20 protein-coding genes are annotated in these 21,877 nt (G+C 39.6%); 15 read left to right on the top strand and 5 right to left on the bottom strand.

Annotation, left to right across the window (positions count from 1 at the left end; genetic code table 11):
* Position 1 precedes the first annotated feature (1 nt).
* The 9 genes from nqrF to cyoE all read left to right on the top strand — a co-directional run bounded on the left by nqrF (position 2) and on the right by cyoE (position 9,075).
* Positions 2 to 1,231, top strand: a complete 1,230-nt coding sequence (gene nqrF, locus PARC_RS13180; RefSeq protein ID WP_007584893.1) for an NADH:ubiquinone reductase (Na(+)-transporting) subunit F — start codon at positions 2 to 4, stop codon at positions 1,229 to 1,231.
* 109 nt (positions 1,232 to 1,340) lie between these two features.
* Positions 1,341 to 2,372, top strand: a complete 1,032-nt coding sequence (locus tag PARC_RS13175) for an FAD:protein FMN transferase (RefSeq protein ID WP_007584895.1) — start codon at positions 1,341 to 1,343, stop codon at positions 2,370 to 2,372.
* Between the two features lie 101 nt (positions 2,373 to 2,473).
* Positions 2,474 to 2,686, top strand: a complete 213-nt coding sequence (gene nqrM, locus PARC_RS13170; protein WP_007376137.1) for a (Na+)-NQR maturation NqrM — start codon at positions 2,474 to 2,476, stop codon at positions 2,684 to 2,686.
* Positions 2,687 to 3,511: 825 nt separating this feature from the next.
* A complete protein-coding gene (locus tag PARC_RS13165; protein WP_007581161.1) occupies positions 3,512 to 3,931 on the top strand; it encodes a hypothetical protein in 420 nt (139 codons plus the stop codon).
* A 320-nt stretch (positions 3,932 to 4,251) separates the two neighbouring features.
* On the top strand, positions 4,252 to 5,211 hold the full coding sequence (gene cyoA, locus PARC_RS13160) for a ubiquinol oxidase subunit II (protein ID WP_010555187.1): 960 nt from the start codon (positions 4,252 to 4,254) through the stop codon (positions 5,209 to 5,211).
* A gap of 2 nt (positions 5,212 to 5,213) precedes the next feature.
* The gene (gene cyoB / locus PARC_RS13155; RefSeq protein WP_007581166.1) at positions 5,214 to 7,202 is read left to right on the top strand and encodes a cytochrome o ubiquinol oxidase subunit I; all 1,989 of its coding nucleotides are present in this window, start codon (positions 5,214 to 5,216) and stop codon (positions 7,200 to 7,202) included.
* The gene (gene cyoC / locus PARC_RS13150; protein WP_010555186.1) at positions 7,199 to 7,825 is read left to right on the top strand and encodes a cytochrome o ubiquinol oxidase subunit III; all 627 of its coding nucleotides are present in this window, start codon (positions 7,199 to 7,201) and stop codon (positions 7,823 to 7,825) included. The genes cyoB and cyoC overlap by 4 nt, the downstream gene beginning before the upstream one ends.
* The gene (cyoD, locus tag PARC_RS13145) at positions 7,825 to 8,181 is read left to right on the top strand and encodes a cytochrome o ubiquinol oxidase subunit IV (protein WP_010555185.1); all 357 of its coding nucleotides are present in this window, start codon (positions 7,825 to 7,827) and stop codon (positions 8,179 to 8,181) included. Before cyoC ends, cyoD begins: the two co-directional genes overlap by 1 nt.
* A 9-nt stretch (positions 8,182 to 8,190) precedes the next feature.
* Positions 8,191 to 9,075: a heme o synthase gene (gene cyoE / locus PARC_RS13140; protein WP_010555184.1), complete on the top strand. Its 885-nt coding sequence runs from the start codon at positions 8,191 to 8,193 to the stop codon at positions 9,073 to 9,075.
* Positions 9,076 to 9,175: 100 nt separating this feature from the next.
* Here cyoE and PARC_RS13135 read toward each other — a convergent pair whose 3' ends face one another.
* The 5 genes from PARC_RS13135 to ettA form a co-directional block, all read right to left on the bottom strand.
* Positions 9,176 to 9,841, bottom strand: a complete 666-nt coding sequence (locus PARC_RS13135) for a hypothetical protein (protein WP_010555183.1) — start codon at positions 9,839 to 9,841, stop codon at positions 9,176 to 9,178.
* A gap of 82 nt (positions 9,842 to 9,923) precedes the next feature.
* A complete protein-coding gene (locus tag PARC_RS13130; RefSeq protein WP_010555182.1) occupies positions 9,924 to 10,421 on the bottom strand; it encodes a TlpA family protein disulfide reductase in 498 nt (165 codons plus the stop codon).
* Between the two features lie 62 nt (positions 10,422 to 10,483).
* Positions 10,484 to 11,392, bottom strand: a complete 909-nt coding sequence (locus PARC_RS13125) for a histone deacetylase family protein (RefSeq protein WP_021032146.1) — start codon at positions 11,390 to 11,392, stop codon at positions 10,484 to 10,486.
* 53 nt (positions 11,393 to 11,445) lie between these two features.
* Positions 11,446 to 11,814: a PilZ domain-containing protein gene (locus PARC_RS13120; protein ID WP_007581201.1), complete on the bottom strand. Its 369-nt coding sequence runs from the start codon at positions 11,812 to 11,814 to the stop codon at positions 11,446 to 11,448.
* Positions 11,815 to 11,970: 156 nt separating this feature from the next.
* Complete coding sequence (ettA, locus tag PARC_RS13115) at positions 11,971 to 13,644, bottom strand: energy-dependent translational throttle protein EttA (RefSeq protein WP_007581203.1); 1,674 nt, start codon at positions 13,642 to 13,644, stop codon at positions 11,971 to 11,973.
* A 333-nt stretch (positions 13,645 to 13,977) separates the two neighbouring features.
* On the opposite strand from ettA, the gene PARC_RS13110 reads away from it, so the two are divergent.
* From PARC_RS13110 to PARC_RS13085, 6 genes are all read left to right on the top strand, one after another.
* Positions 13,978 to 14,625 carry a porin family protein gene (locus tag PARC_RS13110; protein WP_010555179.1) on the top strand — a complete coding sequence of 216 codons (648 nt, stop codon included), beginning with the start codon at positions 13,978 to 13,980 and terminating at the stop codon, positions 14,623 to 14,625.
* A 215-nt stretch (positions 14,626 to 14,840) separates the two neighbouring features.
* On the top strand, positions 14,841 to 15,788 hold the full coding sequence (locus tag PARC_RS13105; RefSeq protein WP_010555178.1) for a homoserine O-succinyltransferase: 948 nt from the start codon (positions 14,841 to 14,843) through the stop codon (positions 15,786 to 15,788).
* Complete coding sequence (locus PARC_RS13100) at positions 15,778 to 16,851, top strand: homocysteine S-methyltransferase family protein (protein WP_010555177.1); 1,074 nt, start codon at positions 15,778 to 15,780, stop codon at positions 16,849 to 16,851. The genes PARC_RS13105 and PARC_RS13100 overlap by 11 nt, the downstream gene beginning before the upstream one ends.
* 9 nt (positions 16,852 to 16,860) lie before the next feature.
* Entirely contained in the window at positions 16,861 to 19,494 is a 2,634-nt protein-coding gene (gene metH, locus PARC_RS13095) for a methionine synthase (protein ID WP_010555176.1), read from the top strand.
* Between the two features lie 148 nt (positions 19,495 to 19,642).
* Positions 19,643 to 20,992: a Fic family protein gene (locus tag PARC_RS13090; protein WP_010555175.1), complete on the top strand. Its 1,350-nt coding sequence runs from the start codon at positions 19,643 to 19,645 to the stop codon at positions 20,990 to 20,992.
* 27 nt (positions 20,993 to 21,019) lie between these two features.
* Positions 21,020 to 21,793, top strand: a complete 774-nt coding sequence (locus PARC_RS13085; protein WP_033013051.1) for a hypothetical protein — start codon at positions 21,020 to 21,022, stop codon at positions 21,791 to 21,793.
* Positions 21,794 to 21,877: the final 84 nt, after the last annotated feature.

The following is a 21,877-nucleotide window of genomic DNA, read 5'->3' as shown; positions in this document are numbered from 1 at the left end:
CATGGATTATCAGATTTTCTTAGGCGTTGGTGTTTTTATCGCTATCGTTGTACTACTAGTTTTAGTGATCATTGGTGCTAAATCTCAGTTAGTTGCAAGTGGTGACATCATCATCGGTATTAATGGCGATAAAGACAAAGCCATTACTACATCAGCAGGTAATAAGCTTTTAAGTGCATTATCTGAGTCAGGTATATTTGTATCATCTGCTTGTGGTGGCGGTGGCTCTTGTGGTCAATGTCGTGTACACATTAAAGAAGGTGGTGGTGATATTCTGCCAACTGAGCTTGATCACATTTCTAAAGGTGAAGCCCGTGAAGGCTGTCGTTTAGCGTGTCAGGTAAATGTTAAAAACGACATGGAAATTGAACTTGAAGAGTCAATTTTCGGTGTTAAGAAGTGGGACTGTGAAGTTATCTCTAACGATAACAAAGCAACCTTCATTAAAGAACTTAAACTGCAAATCCCTGGTGATGAGTCAGTGCCTTTCCGTGCGGGTGGTTACATCCAAATCGAAGCGCCACCTCACCATGTTAAATATGCAGATTTCGATGTTCCTGAAGAATATCGTGGCGACTGGAATCATTTTGGTTTCTTCGACCTGGAGTCAAAAGTAGACGAAGAAACAATTCGTGCATACTCAATGGCTAACTACCCAGAAGAAGAAGGCATCATTATGCTTAACGTGCGTATTGCTGCTCCGCCTCCAAGAAACCTAAGCTTGCCATGTGGTAAAATGTCTTCGTACATTTGGTCACTTACAAAAGGCGACAAGGTAACTATTTCAGGTCCATTTGGTGAGTTCTTTGCTAAAGACACAGATGCAGAAATGATCTTTGTTGGCGGTGGTGCTGGTATGGCGCCAATGCGTTCACATATCTTTGACCAACTTAAACGTTTAAACTCTAAACGTAAGATGAGCTTTTGGTATGGTGCACGTTCTGAACGTGAAATGTTCTACGTAGAAGATTTTGACGGCCTAGCCGCTGAAAATCCTAATTTCGTATGGCATACAGCACTTTCAGATCCACAACCTGAAGATAACTGGGAAGGCTATACTGGCTTTATCCATAACGTGTTATTTGAGAACTATCTTAAAGATCACGAAGCGCCGGAAGATTGTGAGTACTACATGTGTGGTCCTCCAATGATGAACGCGGCAGTTATTACTATGCTTAAAGATTTAGGTGTTGAAGACGAAAATATCTTACTAGATGACTTCGGTGGCTAACACTAATACCAAAACAGTTTAGTTTTGGTTAAAATACCAGCCTCGTAGCACTTGTGTTACGAGGCTTTTTTTATTCTTTAATTTTATCAATCTATTAAGTAGAGCTGTTATGAATCGAGTAAGTACTTCACAAGGCATAATGGCCTTTTTACTAATCACACTGACCTTATTACTGTCTGGGTGTGGCGAAAAACCAGAGTCGAGGGAAACCTTTTTAGAAGGTAAGACTATGGGCACCACTTATCATATTAAATATTACGATGAGCAGGGCCAGCTATCAGCTTCACAATTACAGCTGCAAATAGACGCTGTTTTAAAAGATGTGAATCAGTCTATGTCTACTTACATAGAAGACTCTGAAATAAATACATTTAACAGATTACCAGCAAATCAAGTTATGCCAATTAGCGAAGATTTTAGGGCTGTTATCAGCGAGTCTATTCGCTTAGGCGAATCAACTAAAACACTCGATGTAACTATGGGGCCTTTAATTGATTTATGGGGCTTTGGTCCTGATAAAAAACCAACTAATCGCCCAAGTGATGAAGAGCTTGCAACTATGGTTGAAAAAATAGGTATTGATAAACTTATTTTAGATGAGCAAGGACTGTCTAAAACAGTTAATGGGTTAGAGCTTTCGTTTTCGGCAACGGCTAAAGGCTATGGTATTGATAAAGTAGCGCAGTTATTAGAAAGCCACAGTATTACCAATTACATGGTTGAGATTGGTGGAGAGCTGCGTATAGCAGGTGAAAAGCCAAATAATCAGGATTGGAAAATTGCGATTGAGCAACCAGATGCGCAACCTGGAGAGCGAAAGGTACACCGTGTTTTATCGCCAGGTACAAACGGTATTGCTACGTCAGGTGATTACCGTATTTTTTATAAAATGGATGGCGAGATCTATACTCATTTAATTGATCCCGTGACCGGCATGCCTATTAAGCACGACTTAGTGTCGGTAACTGTGCTTCATCCAAGCGCTATGACGGCAGATGGTTTAGCGACTGCACTTACTGTGATGGGTATGGAAAAAGCGCAAGCATACGCTCAGCAGCACGATTTACCGGTATACTTAATAGGTAAATCAAATAAGGGTTTAGTTACTTATTCAAGCCCTGCATTTAAACCTTATTTGTAGTATGGTGCAGGCTTGTTTATTTTCGCGTTATTTGGGTATATAATAGCAGTCGCTCAAAAATGTTTGAGTTTAATTAATTGCTGATCAATAGGGGCTAAGCAATGTCACTTTTTCTTCTTACTTTTGGCTTACTAATTTTGATAGTTTCGGCTATGGCCGTTGGTATGATCGTGCAAAAAAAATCTATGGCAAGCAGCTGTGGTGGTTTAGGTTCGGTTGGTATTGATAAAGCCTGTGATTGCGATGATCCATGTGATAAACGCAAAAACCGTTTAGCAAAAGAGCAAGCCTGGAAAGAAAACCAAATTATTTAAGCCCGCCTTAAATATTAAAAAGCGCTTTATAGCGCTTTTTTTGTGTCTGTAAAACTGCTTAACTCGATAGCTTCTAAAGTAATCCAATCTTAATGTATTAGACAAACGTCTATAGTTTAGTTTTTTTCACCTATTAGATTTATTTTTCTCGTTTGTCAAATTGGAGCTAACACTCTAAAGTTTAACCATAGACACAGAGCAAGGCTCTCGTCATAAGCTTGAGGCAAGTTAGCCTCGCTTAAAAGAATCTTTATATTGTGTGTGAAGATGTTGTCAGTGTGAAAGGCGGCTCAATTTCGGTGGTGACTGAATTTGAGCTGTTTTTATTTCCTTGCAATTGCCACGCAGTGTAAACCAAGAATCTTTATATTGTGTGTGAAGATGTTGTCAGTGTGAAAGGCGGCTCAATTTCGGTGGTGACTGAATTTGAGCTGTTTTTATTTGTGCCACACAATTATTATTCCTTCCAAAAAAACCTATAGTTTTATTAAATATTCTGCTTTAAATCATTTTAAATTAAAGATAACTTACTGTTTTTTATGTTGTTATTTTTTATTAACAAAATAGCTTCGAAAGCTTAACTCAAATTAATTGATTTTTAGTTGAACAGAAAATTCTCTTTGTTATACTCACGTTCGAACTTTCAGTAAGTTTTGAAAGTTTGATTGATACGGATCAATTTTCGCTAGGTAAATATGTGCTAGCTGGATTTGATTGTATTTAGCACCTGGTTTTAGGGCTTACAACAGCAATGTTTTTAAAATTTTTCCATTGCAAACTGTATTCCTCTAATTTTGTTATAGTCATTTTAGTAGGTTAATGTTTTTGAACACACTTTCTTTGCATCATACAAATACGGATCTTGCCTCTGGCGAGCCGCAGACGTGTGAGCGCTTGAATAAAGCAGGCAAGGGCGTGTGTGTAGCTATAACTTTATTAGTGTTTAATACTGTAATGTTGCTAAGCGGTGCACTAGAGGATGCCTTCAAGCTTGAAGCGCTATTAAGTGATGGGTTTATTGTAGAGCCGCTGTTACTTACTATTGTGCAATTTTTAGCTCATCCGATCATATCAAGTCAGTTACTTATTGGCCTTTGCTGGCTATTGTTCCATATTTTTCCAGCGCGTCGTGCTGGAATTATCCTCCGTAAAGCAGCCTTTGCTTTTAGCGAGGCTAAAGTTCTTCAGCCAGTGCAAGTTGCACACGGTTGTCGTGCTCCACCTAGCTTTACAGGTTGTCTGTAAGGCTGCATTTTGTTGCTGGTTTTAATTATTTGTTCTTGCTGTAAATAATTAAGGTTAGCTAAAACAAAGTAGCTCAGTGTTTTTTAAACACATTTCAGCCAACCACCACTCACCCAAGTTAACTTTTATTACGTTATATAAATGCGTTTAGAAAGCTGGGTTTGTTGCTAGGTCATTATTGGCATGAGCTTTAGGTTTTGAATAGCCCCCTTATTTTTTATAATTTAATTCCAGTTAACTTGGGTTTTTACCGAAAAATCGTTGCTTTGTTTTTTATTTAAAGCAGCAAATTAGAACTTTTAGGTTTGTAGGATACTCCCTTGTTAATTCGTAACCTTTGTAATATTGCTTTAGCTAGTACAGTGCTGGCGTTGTCAGGCTGTAAAGGCGGGATACTCGATCCAAAAGGGCAGATAGGCATAGATGAGAAAAATTTAATCATCATCGCAACCGTGCTTATGTTGCTTGTAGTCGTTCCCGTTATTGTGATGACTTTGTATTTCGCATGGAAATATAGAGACACGCAAACTCATGAAATTTACGCTCCAAAATGGGCTCATTCAAATAAAATTGAAGCCGCAGTTTGGGCTGTCCCTATTGTTATTGTGATTATTTTAGGTGTTATTACCTGGGTGTCTACCCAAGAGCTAGACCCTTACAAACCAATTGAAGGTAAAGGTAAGCATCTTACTGTTGAAGTGGTTTCATTAAACTGGAAGTGGCTATTTATTTATCCTGAGCAAGGTATTGCTACGGTTAATGAATTAGTGTTTCCGGCTAATGTACCTGTTGAATACAAAATCACTTCAGAGAGCACAATGAATTCATTTTTCATTCCGCAATTGGGTAGTCAAATATACTCAATGGCCGGTATGGAAACCAAGCTTCACTTAATTGCTAATGAGCCAGGTACATTTAAAGGCTTTTCGGCAAATTACAGTGGTGCAGGCTTTACTGGTATGAAGTTTAATGCCATTGCTACACCTACTCAAGCTGGTTTTGATAAGTGGGTGAGTGATGTAAAAGCGAATTCAAGCGCTAATAATCTTACTCATGCAAATTATGTTGAGCTTGCAAAAGCAAGCGAAAATAACCCAGTTGCTTATTACGGTAAAGTTGATGACGGCTTATTTCATACCATCGTTATGAAATACATGCAGGCACATGGCGATATGAACAAAAAGCAACATGTAATGGGCGAACATGGGCAAATGAGTAAGAAGCATCAAGCAATGGATGAACACTCAATACCATCATCTCACAGCCAGGGCGAGGAATAATAATGTCGTTATTAGGTAAACTAACAATAGACGCAATTCCGTTTCATGAGCCAATTCTTGTGTTCACGATGTCGGTTATTGCTATAGCTGGGCTTATTATTGCCGGGCTTATTACAAAGTATAAAAAATGGGGCGTGCTTTGGCGCGACTGGATCACGTCTGTTGATCATAAACGCTTAGGCGTAATGTATATTCTTTTAGCACTAATAATGCTGTTCCGTGGTTTTTCTGATGCCATTATGATGCGTGCTCAGTTAGCGCTTGCTACCAGTGGTGCGCCCGGTTATTTACCACCTGAACACTACGACCAAATATTTACTGCCCACGGCGTAATTATGATCATATTTATGGCTATGCCATTTATGATTGGTTTAATGAACATTGTTTTACCACTGCAAATTGGTGCTCGCGATGTTGCATTCCCATTTTTAAATAACTTAAGCTTTTGGTTTACAGCCAGCGGTGCCATTTTAATTAATATGTCGCTAGTGTTTGGTGAGTTTGCTAAAACAGGTTGGGTGGCCTATCCACCGCTTTCGGAGTTGACCTTTAGCCCTGGGGTGGGGGTAGATTATTATATTTGGGCCTTGCAAATATCCGGGCTCGGTACACTTCTAACAGCAGTAAACTTTTTAGCAACCGTGTTTAAAATGCGTGCACCAGGTATGACCCTAATGAAAATGCCAATTTTCACATGGACATGTACATGGGCAAACATCTTAATTGCAGCATCATTCCCAATTTTAACTGCTGTACTTGCAATGCTAACGCTTGACCGTTATCTCGATTTCCACTTCTTTACCAATGAATTGGGCGGTAACGCCATGATGTACATCAACCTGTTTTGGGCATGGGGTCATCCTGAGGTATACATATTAGTATTACCAGCGTTTGGTATTTTCTCTGAAATTATTTCTACCTTTGCCGGTAAACGTTTATTTGGTTACAAATCGATGGTTTACGCCAGCGGTGCAATCTCAATTTTAGGCTTTATTGTTTGGTTACATCACTTCTTTACGATGGGGTCGAGTGCTAACGTTAACGCGTTCTTTGGGGTAATGACCATGGTTATTGCTGTACCAACTGGGGTTAAGTTGTTTAACTGGTTATTTACCATTTACCGAGGTCGCTTACGTATTAGCGTACCGGTACTTTGGACACTTGGCTTTATGGTTACCTTTACCGTAGGCGGTATGACCGGTGTATTACTTGCTATTCCTGGTGCCGATTACGTACTGCATAACAGCTTATTCTTAATTGCACATTTTCATAACACCATTATTGGTGGTGCTGTATTTGGCTACCTTGCTGGTTTTGTATTTTGGTTCCCTAAAGCAATGGGCTTTAAACTTAACGAAAAATGGGGCAAAGCATCATTCTGGTGTTGGATTATCGGTTTCTTCGTTGCATTTATGCCGTTGTACGTACTTGGTTTCTTAGGTATGACACGTCGTTTAAACCACACTAACAACCCAGATTGGAACATTTGGTTATACATTGCCGCAGGCGGTGCTGTAATTATTATGTTTGGTATTGTTAGCCAAGTAATTCAATTATATGTGAGCTTTAGAGACCGTGAAGCGCTTGACGATACAACAGGCGATCCGTGGAACGGCCACACACTTGAGTGGGCTACAAGTTCACCTCCGCAAATTTATAACTTTGCAACAATTCCACACATCGATGATATTGATGCATGGACCGACATGAAAGAAAAAGGCCAAGCATACCAAGATAAAGCAAACTATAGCCCTATTCATATGCCTAAAAACACATCAGCTGGCGTGTTAATGGCAGCAAGCTTAACAGTATTCTGTTTTGCAATGATTTGGCATATTTGGTGGTTAGCTGTTGTTGGGCTAGTAGGCGCAATTGCCATCTTTATCAAACGTTGTTACACCAGCGATGTTGATTACTATATTCAACCTGATGAAATTGCACGCACTGAAGCTGCGTATAATTCAAGTGGCATTAAGGAGCTAAAAGCGTGAATACACTTTCTGCAAATTTAGAATCAGTATCGCACGATGACCATGCCCACGCGCATGATCATCACGATACATCGGGTGACACCATATTCGGTTTTTGGTTATACCTAATGACCGATTGCCTATTGTTTGCCTCGTTTTTTGCCACTTACGCTGTGTTATTTATGAACACAGCGGGTGGTGTATCGGGTAAAGATATTTTTGAACTCGACTTTGTAGCAGTAGAAACTGCTGCACTACTTATTAGTAGTATTACCTTTGGCTTTGCCATGATTGCCGCTCAAGGGCAAAAAAAGGCACTAACACTGACTTGGTTATTTGTTACGTTTTGTTTAGGTGCTGTGTTTATTGGTATGGAAGTATACGAATTTCATCACCTAATTGTGCATGGTAATGGCCCACAACAAAGTGCCTTTTTAACATCGTTTTTCTCATTAGTCGGCTTACATGGATTACATGTAACGGCTGGACTAATTTGGATGACCATAATGATGATTGAAGTTGCTAAACGTGGTTTAGGTAAAGCTACCGTAACGCGTTTAAGCTGCTTAAGCCTATTTTGGCACTTCTTAGACATTGTTTGGATTTGTGTATTTACCGTTGTTTATTTGATGGGAGCAATGTAATGAGCCACAGCGAAACGCATGCGTTAAAACAAACGCAAAGTGATCATCATGATGAATCTCATGGCAGTGTTAAAACTTACTTAATTGGCTTTGTGCTATCGGTAATTTTAACTGCTATACCGTTTTATATGGTTATGGAAGGTGACTTCTCAAAAGCAACAACGCTTTGGAGCATTGTTACTTTTGCAATCGTACAAATTTGGGTGCATTTAAAGTACTTTTTACACCTTAATTTTACCACCGAAAATGGCCGTGCAAGTACTTTCTCATTCCTATTCAGTGCTCTGATCATCGTAATGGTTGTTGGGTTATCTGTTTGGATCATTTATGAATCTAACGCAATGATGATGTACTAGGAGTTGAAGATGTTTCGTCGTTATTTATCAGTGACAAAGCCGGGTATTATTATGGGCAATTTGATCAGCGTAGCGGGCGGGTTTTTACTTGCCTCGCGCGGTGATATAGATCCATGGTTAATGATTGCCACATTAATTGGCTTGTCGCTAGTGGTTGCATCGGGCTGTGCTATCAATAATGTAATTGATAGAGACATAGATGTAGCCATGGCACGTACTCGTACGCGGGTAACAGTAACTGGCGAAATGTCGGCCTTTGCTGCACTTAGCCACGGTATTTTATTGGGCGTTATTGGCTTTGGTTTACTTATCGCCTATACCACTCAAGCCGCGGTATTTTTTGCAGCCTTTGGCTACGTAATTTATGTAGGGGTTTATAGCCTCTACATGAAACGTAACTCAGTATATGGCACTTTTGTAGGTAGTCTTTCTGGCGCTGTACCGCCAGTAGTAGGTTACTGCGCCGTAACAGGGCAGTTCGATATGGGCGCATTAATACTGCTAGTTATGTTTAGCTTGTGGCAAATGCCGCACTCTTACGCCATCGCTATTTTTCGCTTTAAAGATTACCAAGCTGCAGGTATTCCAGTATTACCTGTGGCGCAAGGTATCGACAAAGCAAAACGCCACATTGTGCTTTATATTGCTGTATACGCCTTAGTTGTGATGTTACTGCCAATTACTGGCTACACAGGTGCTGCTTTTATGGCTGTTGCTTGTATTACAAGCTTTTGGTGGTTGCTAATGGCGCTACGTGGTTATCGTCGTAATATTGATATGAGTAGCTGGGCACGTAAAGTGTTCGCATTTTCAATTATTAATATTACAGCGTTAAGCATTGCTATGGCTGTTGATTATCATAGCGTTGCTCCACAGCTATTAACGCTGACCTAATTTAAAATTTTTGACTATTCCAAAGTTAATCCAAAGGCTCGAAAGAGCCTTTTTTTATGCCTAAATATTAAAATAATTGAACATTCGTATACTCGCTCTTTTACTTTTTAAAATCATCAGCATTGTAATAAAGTGGTTTAAGCGTGCCGCAATTAATAAATTTATAGGTAAGCTCATTTTCAGCTGGGACACGTTTTGAGGTACGAAGCTTTTGCATGCACGCATTAACTAAATCGACAAAAATAAGATGGTTATAGCTCGGCGCTTTTTGAATTTTATGAATATAAATACGCTCAGTGCCGCTTAGTGTAATCATGTCGTAGTCTTGCCATTGCGATGATTCACTTAAATCTTTTAGTTCTCTGGCATACAGCTGCTTACTCAAGACCAACTCTTTTTTTGAATAAATTAAACTACCACCTTGTTGATAATCACCCTCGTAAATATCGGCAATAATCGTAATTTCTTCACCACGCATTAAATGCTGAATATTAAACGCTTGTGGCTTTACGGTGATTAACTCGGCATTTCTAACAAAGCCTAAAAATGGAACATCGGGGTTTCCTATTTTATAAACAACTTGCACATCATTAGGTAAATTATAGGTGGGTAAATTCATTGCAATAATAGACGAGCCTTGATTAACCAAAGCCATAGGATGCTCAGCATTGTAAGCGGGGTCTACCGGTGGAAGTTCTGCTTTTTCTTCTTCAGCTGCGGCAAAGCCACTTAAAGTGATTAGTAATAAAGTAAGTAGTAAGCGCATTATAATCTCAATTAATTTATGAGCTTAAATTGTAGTATAAAGTTTATATTACTTATATTTTTAAACTAAATTTAGACCTATATTATTGTTCAGATATGGAGTGCAACAATGTTCGTGCTTTTAAATGTAGGTTTGCGTCCTCTGGATTTGACGTATTAGTCAGCCAAATTACATTGCCTTCTTTATTTACAAACAATGTAGTAGGTGTGCCTCTTATACCTAATTGCTGTGCTATTGCATCGGCTTTTACGGCTGTTTTAAAAGTATAACCTCTATCGCTAAGCGTTTTAGCGGGAGTAGCATCGTCATCTTCTTTAAAGCTCACGGCAATAACTTTTAAGCCCATATCATCAATTTTTTGAAGTGCTGGCTGCAGCTTTTTACAGTACGGACACCACGTTGCCCAAAAGTGCAAAACGTAAGGTTGACCTAATAAATCTTGAGTATTGAGTGTAGATCCATCAGCCATTTGTAAATTTAATGTAGGTAACTTAGGGTATGTTTCTTGCGTACTTTCTTCTTGCGAATAGCTTGTAAAGCTTATAAAAATTAGTGCGATGGCAATAAATAGTTGCTTCATAATATGTTCGTTCTTATTTTACATATTAAATAAGAACGGGAATTTAACATTTTTATTTCAAACTAAAAGCGAGCTGCTTGCTCAACAACAATAGCGTGGCGTTTAGCGAGCCGAAGGTGGTCTTTATCGTAGCCACCACCTATTACTGTGGCTACGGGTGTGTTGTGTTCAAGGCAGCGTTTTAGCACTAAATGGTCGCGCTTAACTATGCCATCCCAGCTGATATCTAATTTACCCAAGCCATCGCCTTGCCAAATATCAACGCCAGCATCGTAAAGTACCAAGCTTGGGTTTAGCTCTTTAAGTAAATAACTCAAGGTGTCGTCAACTACGGCAAGGTATTCGTCGTCTTTCATATTATCGGCTAAGCCAATATCTAAATCGCTAGCGGATTTTCTGAAAGGGAAGTTTTTTTCACAATGGATAGAGCAAGTATAAGCGTATGCTTGATGCTGTAACATTGCGGCTGTGCCATCACCTTGGTGCACGTCTAAATCAAAAATAAGTACGTTAGTTACTTCACCCGATTCAATTAAAGTTTGCGTGGTAAAGGCTAAATCATTAACCATGCAGTAGCCTGAGCCAAAATCGGTATGCGCATGGTGTGTACCACCGGCTAAGTGGCACGCTATACCATGTTTAAGTGCTAAACGAGCTGTTTGCAAAGTACCTTGAGGTGCTGTAAAGGTACGTGCCATAAGCTCTTTTGACCAAGGTAGGCCAATGCGACGCATTGCTTTTTCATCTAAGCGATTATTCCACAAATCATGTATGTAATTTTCGCAGTGTATTAGCTCAAGTGGCTCTGGCGTGCCTAATATTGGCTCAACCAGGTTATCGCCAATCAAACCAAGCTTTGCTACATGCTGATATAAATGTGCAAACTTACTCATTGCAAAACGATGCTTTGGATCGAAATTAAACGAGTAGTTAGGGTGATACACCAAAGGTAAATGTGGATTTAAAGTCATGTTTACACAAGTTAAAAAGTTTGCACTATGGTAATCAACTAATCCAAATGAGTCTATTCTTGTGTGTCGTGAATCAACATAGCGAGTTCGCGATGTAATAGTTCGTCATCAGCTAAGTTTAGCTCTATTAAACGCTTTAAATAAGTAATGCTGTCTATATCAATATGGTGGCACTTTAAACCAATATGATCCGCTTCTATATGGCACACCACAACCTCCATTTTTATTTCTATTTCGCTTTGAGGCAGCGAAAAACGCAGAACAGCTTGGCTATTTTGGTTGCCAATAAAAGCATCACATTTAGTGATTAATGCGCCATGCAAAGATACATCAAGTAATTTACATGGGTATTGGTGATCATTAAAAATTACTTGTGCATCGGTTGAAAATAAAACACGAGAAAACTGACGACGATTTTGCATAACCTAATTTAGCCTTACTGTTTTTATAATAAATTAAGCATAGCGGGTAATTCTCTACATGCTAGCAGGATATGCTCCTGTAATGCTGGTGGCATAAAAAAGCCCCGCATAAATGCAGGGCTTAGTATTACTGTAATAAATTAGCTACAGTAAATATTAACCAATTTTTTTGTACTTAATACGTTTAGGTTCAGTTGCTGCTGCACCTAGTGTCTTTTTAAGCCACTCTTCGTATTCAGTATAGTTACCATCAAAGAAGTTAATTTGACCTTCGTCGCGGTAATCTAAAATGTGCGTAGCAATACGGTCAAGGAACCAACGGTCATGCGAGATACACATTACACAACCAGGGAACTCTAAAATAGCGTTCTCTAGTGCACGTAGTGTTTCAACGTCCAAGTCATTGGTTGGCTCATCGAGTAGTAACACATTGCCGCCAGCTTTTAATAACTTAGCAAGGTGTAAACGGTTACGCTCACCACCTGATAGGTCTTTAACAAACTTTTGCTGATCGTTACCTTTAAAGTTAAAGCGACTTACATACGCACGGCTTTGGAACTCAAAGTTACCAATTTTCAGTACGTCTTGACCGTCTGATATTTCTTGGAAAACAGTTTTGCTTTCGTCCATACCGTCGCGGAACTGATCAACAGTAGCAAGGTGTACGCTTTCGCCAACGGTAATGCTACCGCTGTCTTGCTTTTGTTCACCACTGATCATTTTAAACAGCGTTGATTTACCCGCGCCATTAGCACCAATAATGCCCACAATGGCACCTTTTGGCATGCTAAAGCTTAAATCGTCAATTAAAACGCGATCGCCAAAACTCTTACGAAGATTAGTTACTTCAAGTACTTGGTCGCCTAAACGCGGACCAGGTGGAATAAACATCTCGTTAGTTTCGTTACGTTTTTGGTAATCAGACTGCTGCATTTCAGTAAACTGAGCCATACGTGCTTTTGACTTAGCTTGGCGACCTTTAGGGTTTGAACGAACCCATTCAAGTTCTTGCGCAATTGATTTTTGACGTGCTTTTTCAGATTTTTGTTCTTGCTGTAAGCGCGCATCTTTTTGTTCAAGCCAAGAAGAGTAGTTACCTTCCCATGGAATACCTTCACCACGGTCAAGCTCCAATATCCAACCCGCTACATTATCAAGGAAGTAACGGTCATGCGTTACCGCCACAACAGTGCCTTCGTAATCGTGTAAGAAGCGCTCTAACCATGCAACCGACTCAGCATCCAAGTGGTTAGTTGGTTCATCGAGAATAAGCATGTCTGGTTTTTCAAGCAATAATCGACATATAGCAACACGACGACGCTCACCACCTGAAAGGTGCTCAATTTTAGCATCCCATTCTGGTAGGCGAAGTGCATCAGCAGCACGTTCTAAAACGTTGTCGATGTTGTGACCATCGTGCGCCTGGATAACAGCTTCAAGCTCGCCTTGCTCTTTTGCAAGTGCGTCAAAGTCAGCGTCTTCCATGGCGTATTCGTTATACACTTCGTCAAGACGTTTAAGTGCGTGTTTAACTTCGCCAACAGCTTCTTCAACAATTTCACGAACTGTTTTGCTTTCGTCTAAAACAGGCTCTTGCGGTAAATAACCAATTTTTGTACCAGGCTGAGGATGTGCATCACCTTCAAAATCTTGGTCAACACCGGCCATAATACGTAGTAACGTAGATTTACCAGAACCGTTTAAACCAAGCACACCAATTTTAGCGCCAGGAAAAAAGTGTAACGAAATATCTTTTAAGATAGTGCGCTTAGGTGGCACAACCTTAGATACTCGACTCATCGAGAATATAAATTTATCAGGTAAAACCATGGAGGAAAGCCTTCAAATAATAATAAAAATTTCAATGTTGTATTGTAGTGGCTGACAGGTGAAACAGTCAACGAATGCTGTATAGAACAATACGCTTACCTAAGCGGTACTTTGTTTTGATTGCTCGTTTAAAACACTACTATTACAGGATTTCTATTATGTAAAATTCTGTAATCTATTGTTTTATATTGTTCAAATACATTCCATTTTTAACAAAAGTGGTACAGTATATTTACAAGTTGTAAAGTATAAGCAAGTTATATAGGCAGGCCACACTTAGTTTGTTGTTAGACATCATATTATTAAATATTACAAAGATTTAAAGGAATGAACATGAAAATAGTTACAAAGTTAGGAGCGTTACTTTTAGGTTTATACTCATTTTCGAGCCAAGCAGACATACTCCACGTAAATGGTTATTACCAAGGAATAGGGATAGGGTCTACGCAAATTGATGTATACGAGAGTGATAGCATACAGTTTACAACGCTTTATGGCCGGTTTGGATATCAGTTTTCGCGATACTTTGCATTAGAAGGGCGTATAGGTTTTGGGTTAAATGATGAGTCAGCTCCTCTAAACGGAATTGTTTATACTCAGAACCCACAGGACGGTTCGCTTAGCTCAGAATTCATTAAGAGCGAAATCGATTCAAGCCTTGATTTGCAAACAAGTATATTTGTAAAAGCTAATTATCCAATTTCATCTCGAGCTGATGTGTTTTTATTTGGTGGCTATGGTAGAAATAAATTAAGTTACAATGAAGGCGACTTAAAAAACCTTGCAGAATCAATAACTGGTACAGATAAAAATTCTACGTTAATAACTGAGCAAAACTACGACGAAGGCGGCGTAACGTATGGAACTGGCGTTGACTTTAGGTTAACTCAACGCTGGCAATTAAGCGCTGAATACCAATATTTTGATACAGATGAAGGCGATATTTACGCACTTAATTTATCTGTGGTTTACCGTTTTTAACTGTATATGCGCTACTCGTTTTTAGTAGCGCTACTTCAAAATATTAAAGCAGGTTATTTTATAATAGAGGCGTTTTTCCTCATACATACCACCTCGGTAAATCCTAATTTAATAGAATGAATAAATTTCATTTAGACATCTATACATCTAGAGGTTGATATTTTTTACTTTCAGTTCATAATTAACTTTCGGTTTTTATGAGCAGGAGTAAAAATATGCCAATTACAGTAAAAGACGAGTTGCCGGCAATTGCACGTTTACGTCAAGAAAACGTATTTGTAATGCCAAAAACACGTGCAAAAACGCAAGAAATACGCCCAATGCGTTTGGCTATTTTAAACTTAATGCCTAATAAAGTAGAAACCGAAGTTCAGTTTATTCGCTTGCTTGCCAACTCGCCTTTGCAAGTAAACGTAGAACTACTGCGGCTCGACACTCACCGCAGTAGCAGCAATTCAGAAGAGCACCTTGATACCTTTTATCGTTATTTTTCTGAGGTTAAAGACAACAATTACGATGCATTAATAGTAACTGGCGCGCCACTTGCGCATTTAGAATACGACGATGTAGCGTATTGGGATGAGCTAAAGGTCATTATTGATTGGGCTGAGCAACACGTTACCTCTACGTTATTTTCGTGCTGGGCAGCACATGCAGCGTTATATCACCGTTACAATTTAAAGCGTGATTTAAAAGACGACAAACTGTGTGGTGTATTTACCCACCAATGTTACTTTGATCACGGCGCACTGACTCGCGGATTCGACGACACCTTTTTAGTACCGCACTCACGTTATGGCCACATTGATATAAATAAAATAAACGCCTGTGATGAGCTAGTTGTACTGGCAGGTTCTGAGCGAGTAGGGGCTTACTTACTTAAAAATAAATCAGGTAGCCAAGTGTTTATAACCGGCCACCCAGAGTACGACGCCGACTCGCTAAAAGCAGAATACGACCGCGATTGTAAAAAAAGCCCTAATGCACCAAAACCCGAAAATTACTTTCCGGATGACGATGCAACCAAACAACCTTCAAAAACGTGGCAAAGCCATGCTTTTTTACTTTTTTCGAACTGGTTAAATTACTACGTGTACCAAACCACACCGTATGATATTAATTTAGTTAGCCAAGACGTGAGGACTAACAACTATGCCGAATAACGCTCCTACAAATAATAAGCAAGCCGAAATAAGCGCCGCATTAAAAGAACGCATTTTAATTTTAGATGGCGCTATGGGCACCATGATCCAAGATCATAAGCTAGAAGAAGAAGACTATCGCGGAGAGCGTTTTAAAGACTGGCATGTATTAATTAAAGGCAATAACGATTTATTAAGCCTAACCAAGCCCGATTTAATCACTGATATTCATCGTGGTTTTTTATCAGCGGGCGCCGATATTATCGAAACCAACACGTTTAACTCGACCACTATTTCGATGGAAGATTACGACATGGCAAGCTTAAGTCGTGAAATAAACCTAGAGTCGGCTAAATTAGCACGCGCAATTTGCGATGAATTTACGGCTAAAACGCCAGAAAAACCACGCTATGTAGCCGGTGTTTTAGGGCCGACATCTAAAACGTGTTCAATTTCGCCAGACGTAAACGATCCGGGTTACCGAAATGTCACCTTTGATAAGCTGGTTACTGCGTATATTGAATCAACACTTGCATTAATGGAAGGCGGCGCCGATTTAATATTAATCGAAACTATATTCGATACCCTTAATGCAAAAGCCGCCTCGTTTGGCGTAGAAGAAGCCTTTGAGCAAGCAGGGCGTAAATTACCCGTTATGATTTCGGGGACTATTACCGACGCCTCTGGTCGTACGCTTTCGGGACAAACAACCGAAGCATTTTATAACTCTATTCGCCATATTAAGCCTATTTCGATTGGTTTAAACTGCGCGCTTGGTCCTGATTTACTGCGCCAGTATGTAGAAGAGTTATCGCGCGTGTGCGAAACCTTTACATCGGTACACCCTAATGCGGGCTTACCCAATGAGTTTGGTGAATACGACTTAGAAGCGGGCGATATGGCAACCGAAATTATCGATTGGGGTAAATCGGGCTTTATTAATATAGTAGGCGGATGCTGTGGCACCACGCCTGCGCATATTCGCGCTTTTGCAAAAGGTTTAGAGGGCGTTAAACCACGCCAACTACCAGAGCTTGAAGTACGCATGCGTTTATCAGGCCTTGAAGCCTGTAACTTAAATTAAGGAGCCAGCATGACCCAACAAATAGCAGTATTTACTAATGTCGGCGAACGTACCAATGTAACGGGTTCTGCCATGTTTAAACGTTTAATCATGGAAGAAGACTTTGAAGCCGCACTAACAGTGGCACGCGAACAAGTAGAAAACGGCGCACAGGTTATTGATATAAACATGGACGAAGCCATGTTGGACTCAAAAGCCGCCATGGTTAAGTTTTTAAACTTAATAGCCTCAGAGCCTGATATTTCTCGCGTACCAATTATGGTCGACTCCTCAAAATGGGAAGTAATAGAAGCAGGCTTAAAGTGTATTCAAGGCAAGGCAATTGTTAACTCAATATCGCTAAAAGAGGGCGAAGAGCCATTTATTCGCCAAGCTAAAATAATAAAGCGCTTTGGTGCAGCCGCTGTTGTAATGGCGTTTGATACCGACGGGCAAGCCGACACGGCAGACCGTAAGTTCGCAATATGTGCGCGCAGTTATAAAATATTGGTAGAAGACATTGGCTTTGCGCCAGAAGATATTATATTCGACCCTAATATATTTGCCGTAGCCACAGGTATTGAAGAGCACGACAACTACGCCGTAGAATTTATTGAAGGCACACGCCGCATTAAGCAAAATTTGCCGCACTGTAAAGTGTCGGGCGGTGTATCAAATGTATCGTTTTCGTTTAGAGGTAATAACCCCGTACGTGAAGCTATTCACTCGGTTTTTTTATATCATGCCATTCAAGCTGGTATGGATATGGGGATTGTAAATGCGGGGCAACTAGCCGTTTACGATGATATACCAGAAGAACTACGTAAAGCCGTTACCGACGTAATACTTAACACCGACTCAGGCGCAGGCGAGCGTTTAGTAGAGCTTGCACCAAAATATTCGGGTATGGCGCAAGCCGAGCGAGTAGAAGATTTAGAGTGGCGCACATGGCCTGTTGCAAAACGCCTTGAGCACGCGCTTGTTAAAGGTATTACTACCTTCATAGATGAAGATACCGAAGAATGCCGCGCCGCAGCAGCTAAACCTATTCACGTAATTGAAGGGCCGTTAATGGACGGCATGAACGTAGTAGGCGACTTATTTGGCGCAGGTAAAATGTTTTTACCACAAGTTGTTAAATCGGCGCGCGTAATGAAGCGAGCCGTAGCCTACCTAGACCCATACATTGAGCTTGAAAAAGAAGAAGGCTCAACTAATGGTAAAATAGTAATGGCGACCGTAAAAGGTGACGTACACGACATAGGTAAAAATATTGTGGGTGTTGTACTGCAATGTAATAACTATGAAGTAATTGACTTAGGTGTAATGGTACCGGCTGATAAAATACTGCAAACCGCAATCGACGAAAAAGCCGATATTATTGGATTATCGGGCTTAATCACCCCATCGCTTGACGAAATGGTACACGTAGCAAAAGAAATGAAACGCCGTGGTTTTGAACTGCCGCTACTAATTGGTGGTGCTACTACTTCTAAAGCGCACACCGCAGTAAAAATTGAGCCGCAATATGACAAAGGCGTAGTGTATGTAAGTAATGCCAGCCGTGCGGTAGGTGTAGTATCTAATTTATTATCAAAAGAGCATAAGCCTGGTTTTTTAGAAAAAACCCAAGCTGAATATGTAAAAGTACGCGAGCAACAAGCGCGTAAAAAACCACGCTCTAAGCCTGTTACTATTCAGCGTGCCCGCGATAACGCAGCAAAGCTTGATTGGGATAACTACACGCCACCAGTGCCTAAAAAGCTCGGCGTGATCGAGTTTAAAAACGTATCAATTGCTACTTTGCGTAAATACATAGATTGGACGCCATACTTTATGACGTGGTCAATCGCCGGTAAATACCCGCGCATAATGACCGATGAAGTAGTAGGCGAGCAAGCGCAAAGCTTATTTAAAGACGCTAACGACATGTTAGACGATCTTGAAAAAGCAGGCAGTTTGCAACCACTTGGCGTAATAGGTTTATTCCCTGCTAACCGCGTTGGGGACGACATAGAAATATACACCGACGAAACACGCAAAGAGCTGTTAACTACCTCGTGCCATTTACGTCAGCAAACCGAAAAAACCGACTTTGCTAACTACTGCCTAGCCGACTACATAGCACCCAAAGGCACACCAGACTATTTTGGCGCATTTGCAGTAACGGGTGGTCTTGAAGAAGACGACTTAGCAAATGCGTTTGACGCACAGCAAGACGACTACAACAAAATAATGATTAAAGCGGTTGCCGACAGGCTTGCCGAAGCGTTTGCAGAATACTTACACGAAAAAGTACGTAAAGAGTATTGGGGTTTTGCACCCGATGAAAACCTAGCAAACGATGAGCTAATACGCGAAAACTACCAAGGTATTCGCCCAGCGCCAGGTTACCCAGCGTGCCCAGAGCACACTGAGAAAAAGAAAATTTGGCAATTATTAGACACCGAAAAACGCATTGGTATGCAGCTAACTAGCTCGTACGCCATGTGGCCAGGTGCTGCTGTTTCAGGTTGGTACTTTTCACACCCAGAAGCTAAATACTACGCCGTAGCAGCAGTACAACGCGATCAAGTTGAAGACTATGCTAAACGAACCAATATGACGCTTGAAGAAGCTGAAAGATGGCTATCGCCTAACTTGGGGTATGATCCTGAGCAATAGAACAGGTCAGTTAAAATAAAAGCGAGCCTAATTAAGCTCGCTTTTGGTATAAAGTTATTTACCTAAACTTAAATTTGTTTTTTTACGTTGACGAGTTTTTAATTATAAGTAAACTCATTATATAAAAATTAAGTTTAGGTGTTTTACTATGGCAAGAATTAGAGTTCCCAAACCATTAAACGAGTTACTATCTATTACACCTTCTGATGAGTTTATTCCACTTTTAGGGCAGTTTGGTCCTACAAATTCAGAAGGGAAATATCTCCACTGGGATAAATTTATATGGCGTATACCTAAAGATATATCAGAACAAGCTGCTTGGGTAGCTACGAAGCTGTCAAGGAAAACTATATCAAAAAAAATATCATTAGTTGCAGAAAAAAATAAACAATTCACTTACTGTATTCCAGATTCACTTCATGCATTACTTCATCAGATCGATAAATTATCTGGTGGTGGGCATGCAATTGGTGATGGTTCATTTATTACTACAAAAGAAAAAGATAGGTACCTGGTTAAGAGCTTAATGATGGAAGAAGCAATAACATCTTCTCAACTCGAAGGCGCATCTACAACGAGGAAAATAGCGAAAGAAATGCTTGAAACAAAAAGGCAACCTATCGATAAATCTGAACAAATGATTTTCAATAATTACCTTTTGATGAAAAAAGCACTAGAGAGAAAAGATGAAGCTCTTTCTATAGAGCTAATACTAGAGCTTCATGCAATTGCTACATATAAAGCTATTGATAATGATGCGATTTCAGGAGCTTTAAGAGAAGACAATGATATAGCAGTTTCAAACCTCTACAATGAATTAGCGCATACACCTCCATGCTTCTCTTCCTTAAAGGAAAGGTTATTATCTTTATGTGATTTTGCAAATGAAAAGCATGATGGGGCTAATAGCGACACGTTTATACATCCATTAGTTAAAGCGATTATTTTACATTTCATGATCGGTTACATTCATCCTTTTGGGGATGGGAATGGAAGAACTGCCAGAGCTATTTTTTATTGGTATATGCTCAGTTCTGGTTATTGGTTATTTGAATATGTGTCAATTAGTAAGCTAATCCAAGAAAAGAGAAGTGATTATGATGCAGCATTTGTTTACACAGAAACAGACGAATTTGACTTAACTTACTTTATTTATCATCAAGTTGATGTTGTCATGAAAGCGGTTAATTCATTAAATACTCACATAGAATCTAAAAAAAGTGAATTTTATCAATTCATGGAATGGATCGAAAAAAGCCCTCTATCAAAGAACTTCAAGCGAGGTCAATTAGAGTTGCTCAAAGAAGCTGTAAAGCATCCAGGTAAAATATTTACTACTAAACAGGTTTCCATAGAATTTGATATTAATGAGAACACAGCAAGAACATATTTAAATGGATTAGTTGATGCAGATCTTTTAATTGCTACGAAAAGTAAAAAAAGCAAAGCTATTAGATATTTATCTCCTGCAGGGTTAAGAGAAAAACTAAAAATATAATTAGTTTCGTTATATTAGAACCTTTAAATGAAGATCAGGTTCAACTTTGAAGGGCATAACCACATAGTATTGTGGTTATGCCTACTTTTCACATCGAACACATTTGCTCTTGAGCAAAAGTATCACGAGAGCGTTTTACCTGTTATTGCTGCATTTGCAGATCACGATAAACCTGCGATTGCAGCACTTATTCGTTACCCATTAAAACGACGATACCCCATACCTGACATTAAAAATGAAGCTGAGTTTATTAACCGCTTTGATGAAGTATTTAATGATGAGCTAGTGGCAGTTATTGCCAGTTCAAAAATTGACACCGATTGGGAGAAAGTTGGTTGGCGCGGCATTATGCTAAATAACGGTGTGATGTGGGTTGATACCGGCGGTAAAATTATCGGTATAAATACTCAAAATGCTAAAGAGCAGACACTTGCTAAAAGCTTAATCGAACAAGGTAAGCAATCCTTGCATTCAAGTATTAATACTTTTGAAAAACCAGTACTCGATTGGAAAACTGCTAACTATCATGTTCGCGTTGATGATTTAGGCGAGCATAATTTTCGGTATGCAGTGTGGGGTATTAATAAAAAACCTAGCGACAAGCCTGATATGGTTTTACTAAATGGCGATATTACATTTGAGGGTAGCGGCGGGAATCATCACTATACGTTTAAAAATGGTCGTTATAGTTATGTGCTACAAGTAACCATTATTGGCTGCGATACATCACCACCAGGTTGGCTTGAAGTTTATAAAGACGATGAACGATTACTATTTGAAGATGTTATAAGCACTCATTAATGTATGTTTTAGTATGCTTGATAATGTAGATCTGTTTTTAACAGTAAAACGTTCTAATAATTAGTATTTTTATAAAACAGATCT

The sequence above is a fragment of the Pseudoalteromonas arctica A 37-1-2 genome, assembly GCF_000238395.3.
GTDB lineage: Bacteria > Pseudomonadota > Gammaproteobacteria > Enterobacterales > Alteromonadaceae > Pseudoalteromonas > Pseudoalteromonas arctica.
This window is presented reverse-complemented; position numbering and strand designations above follow the sequence as displayed.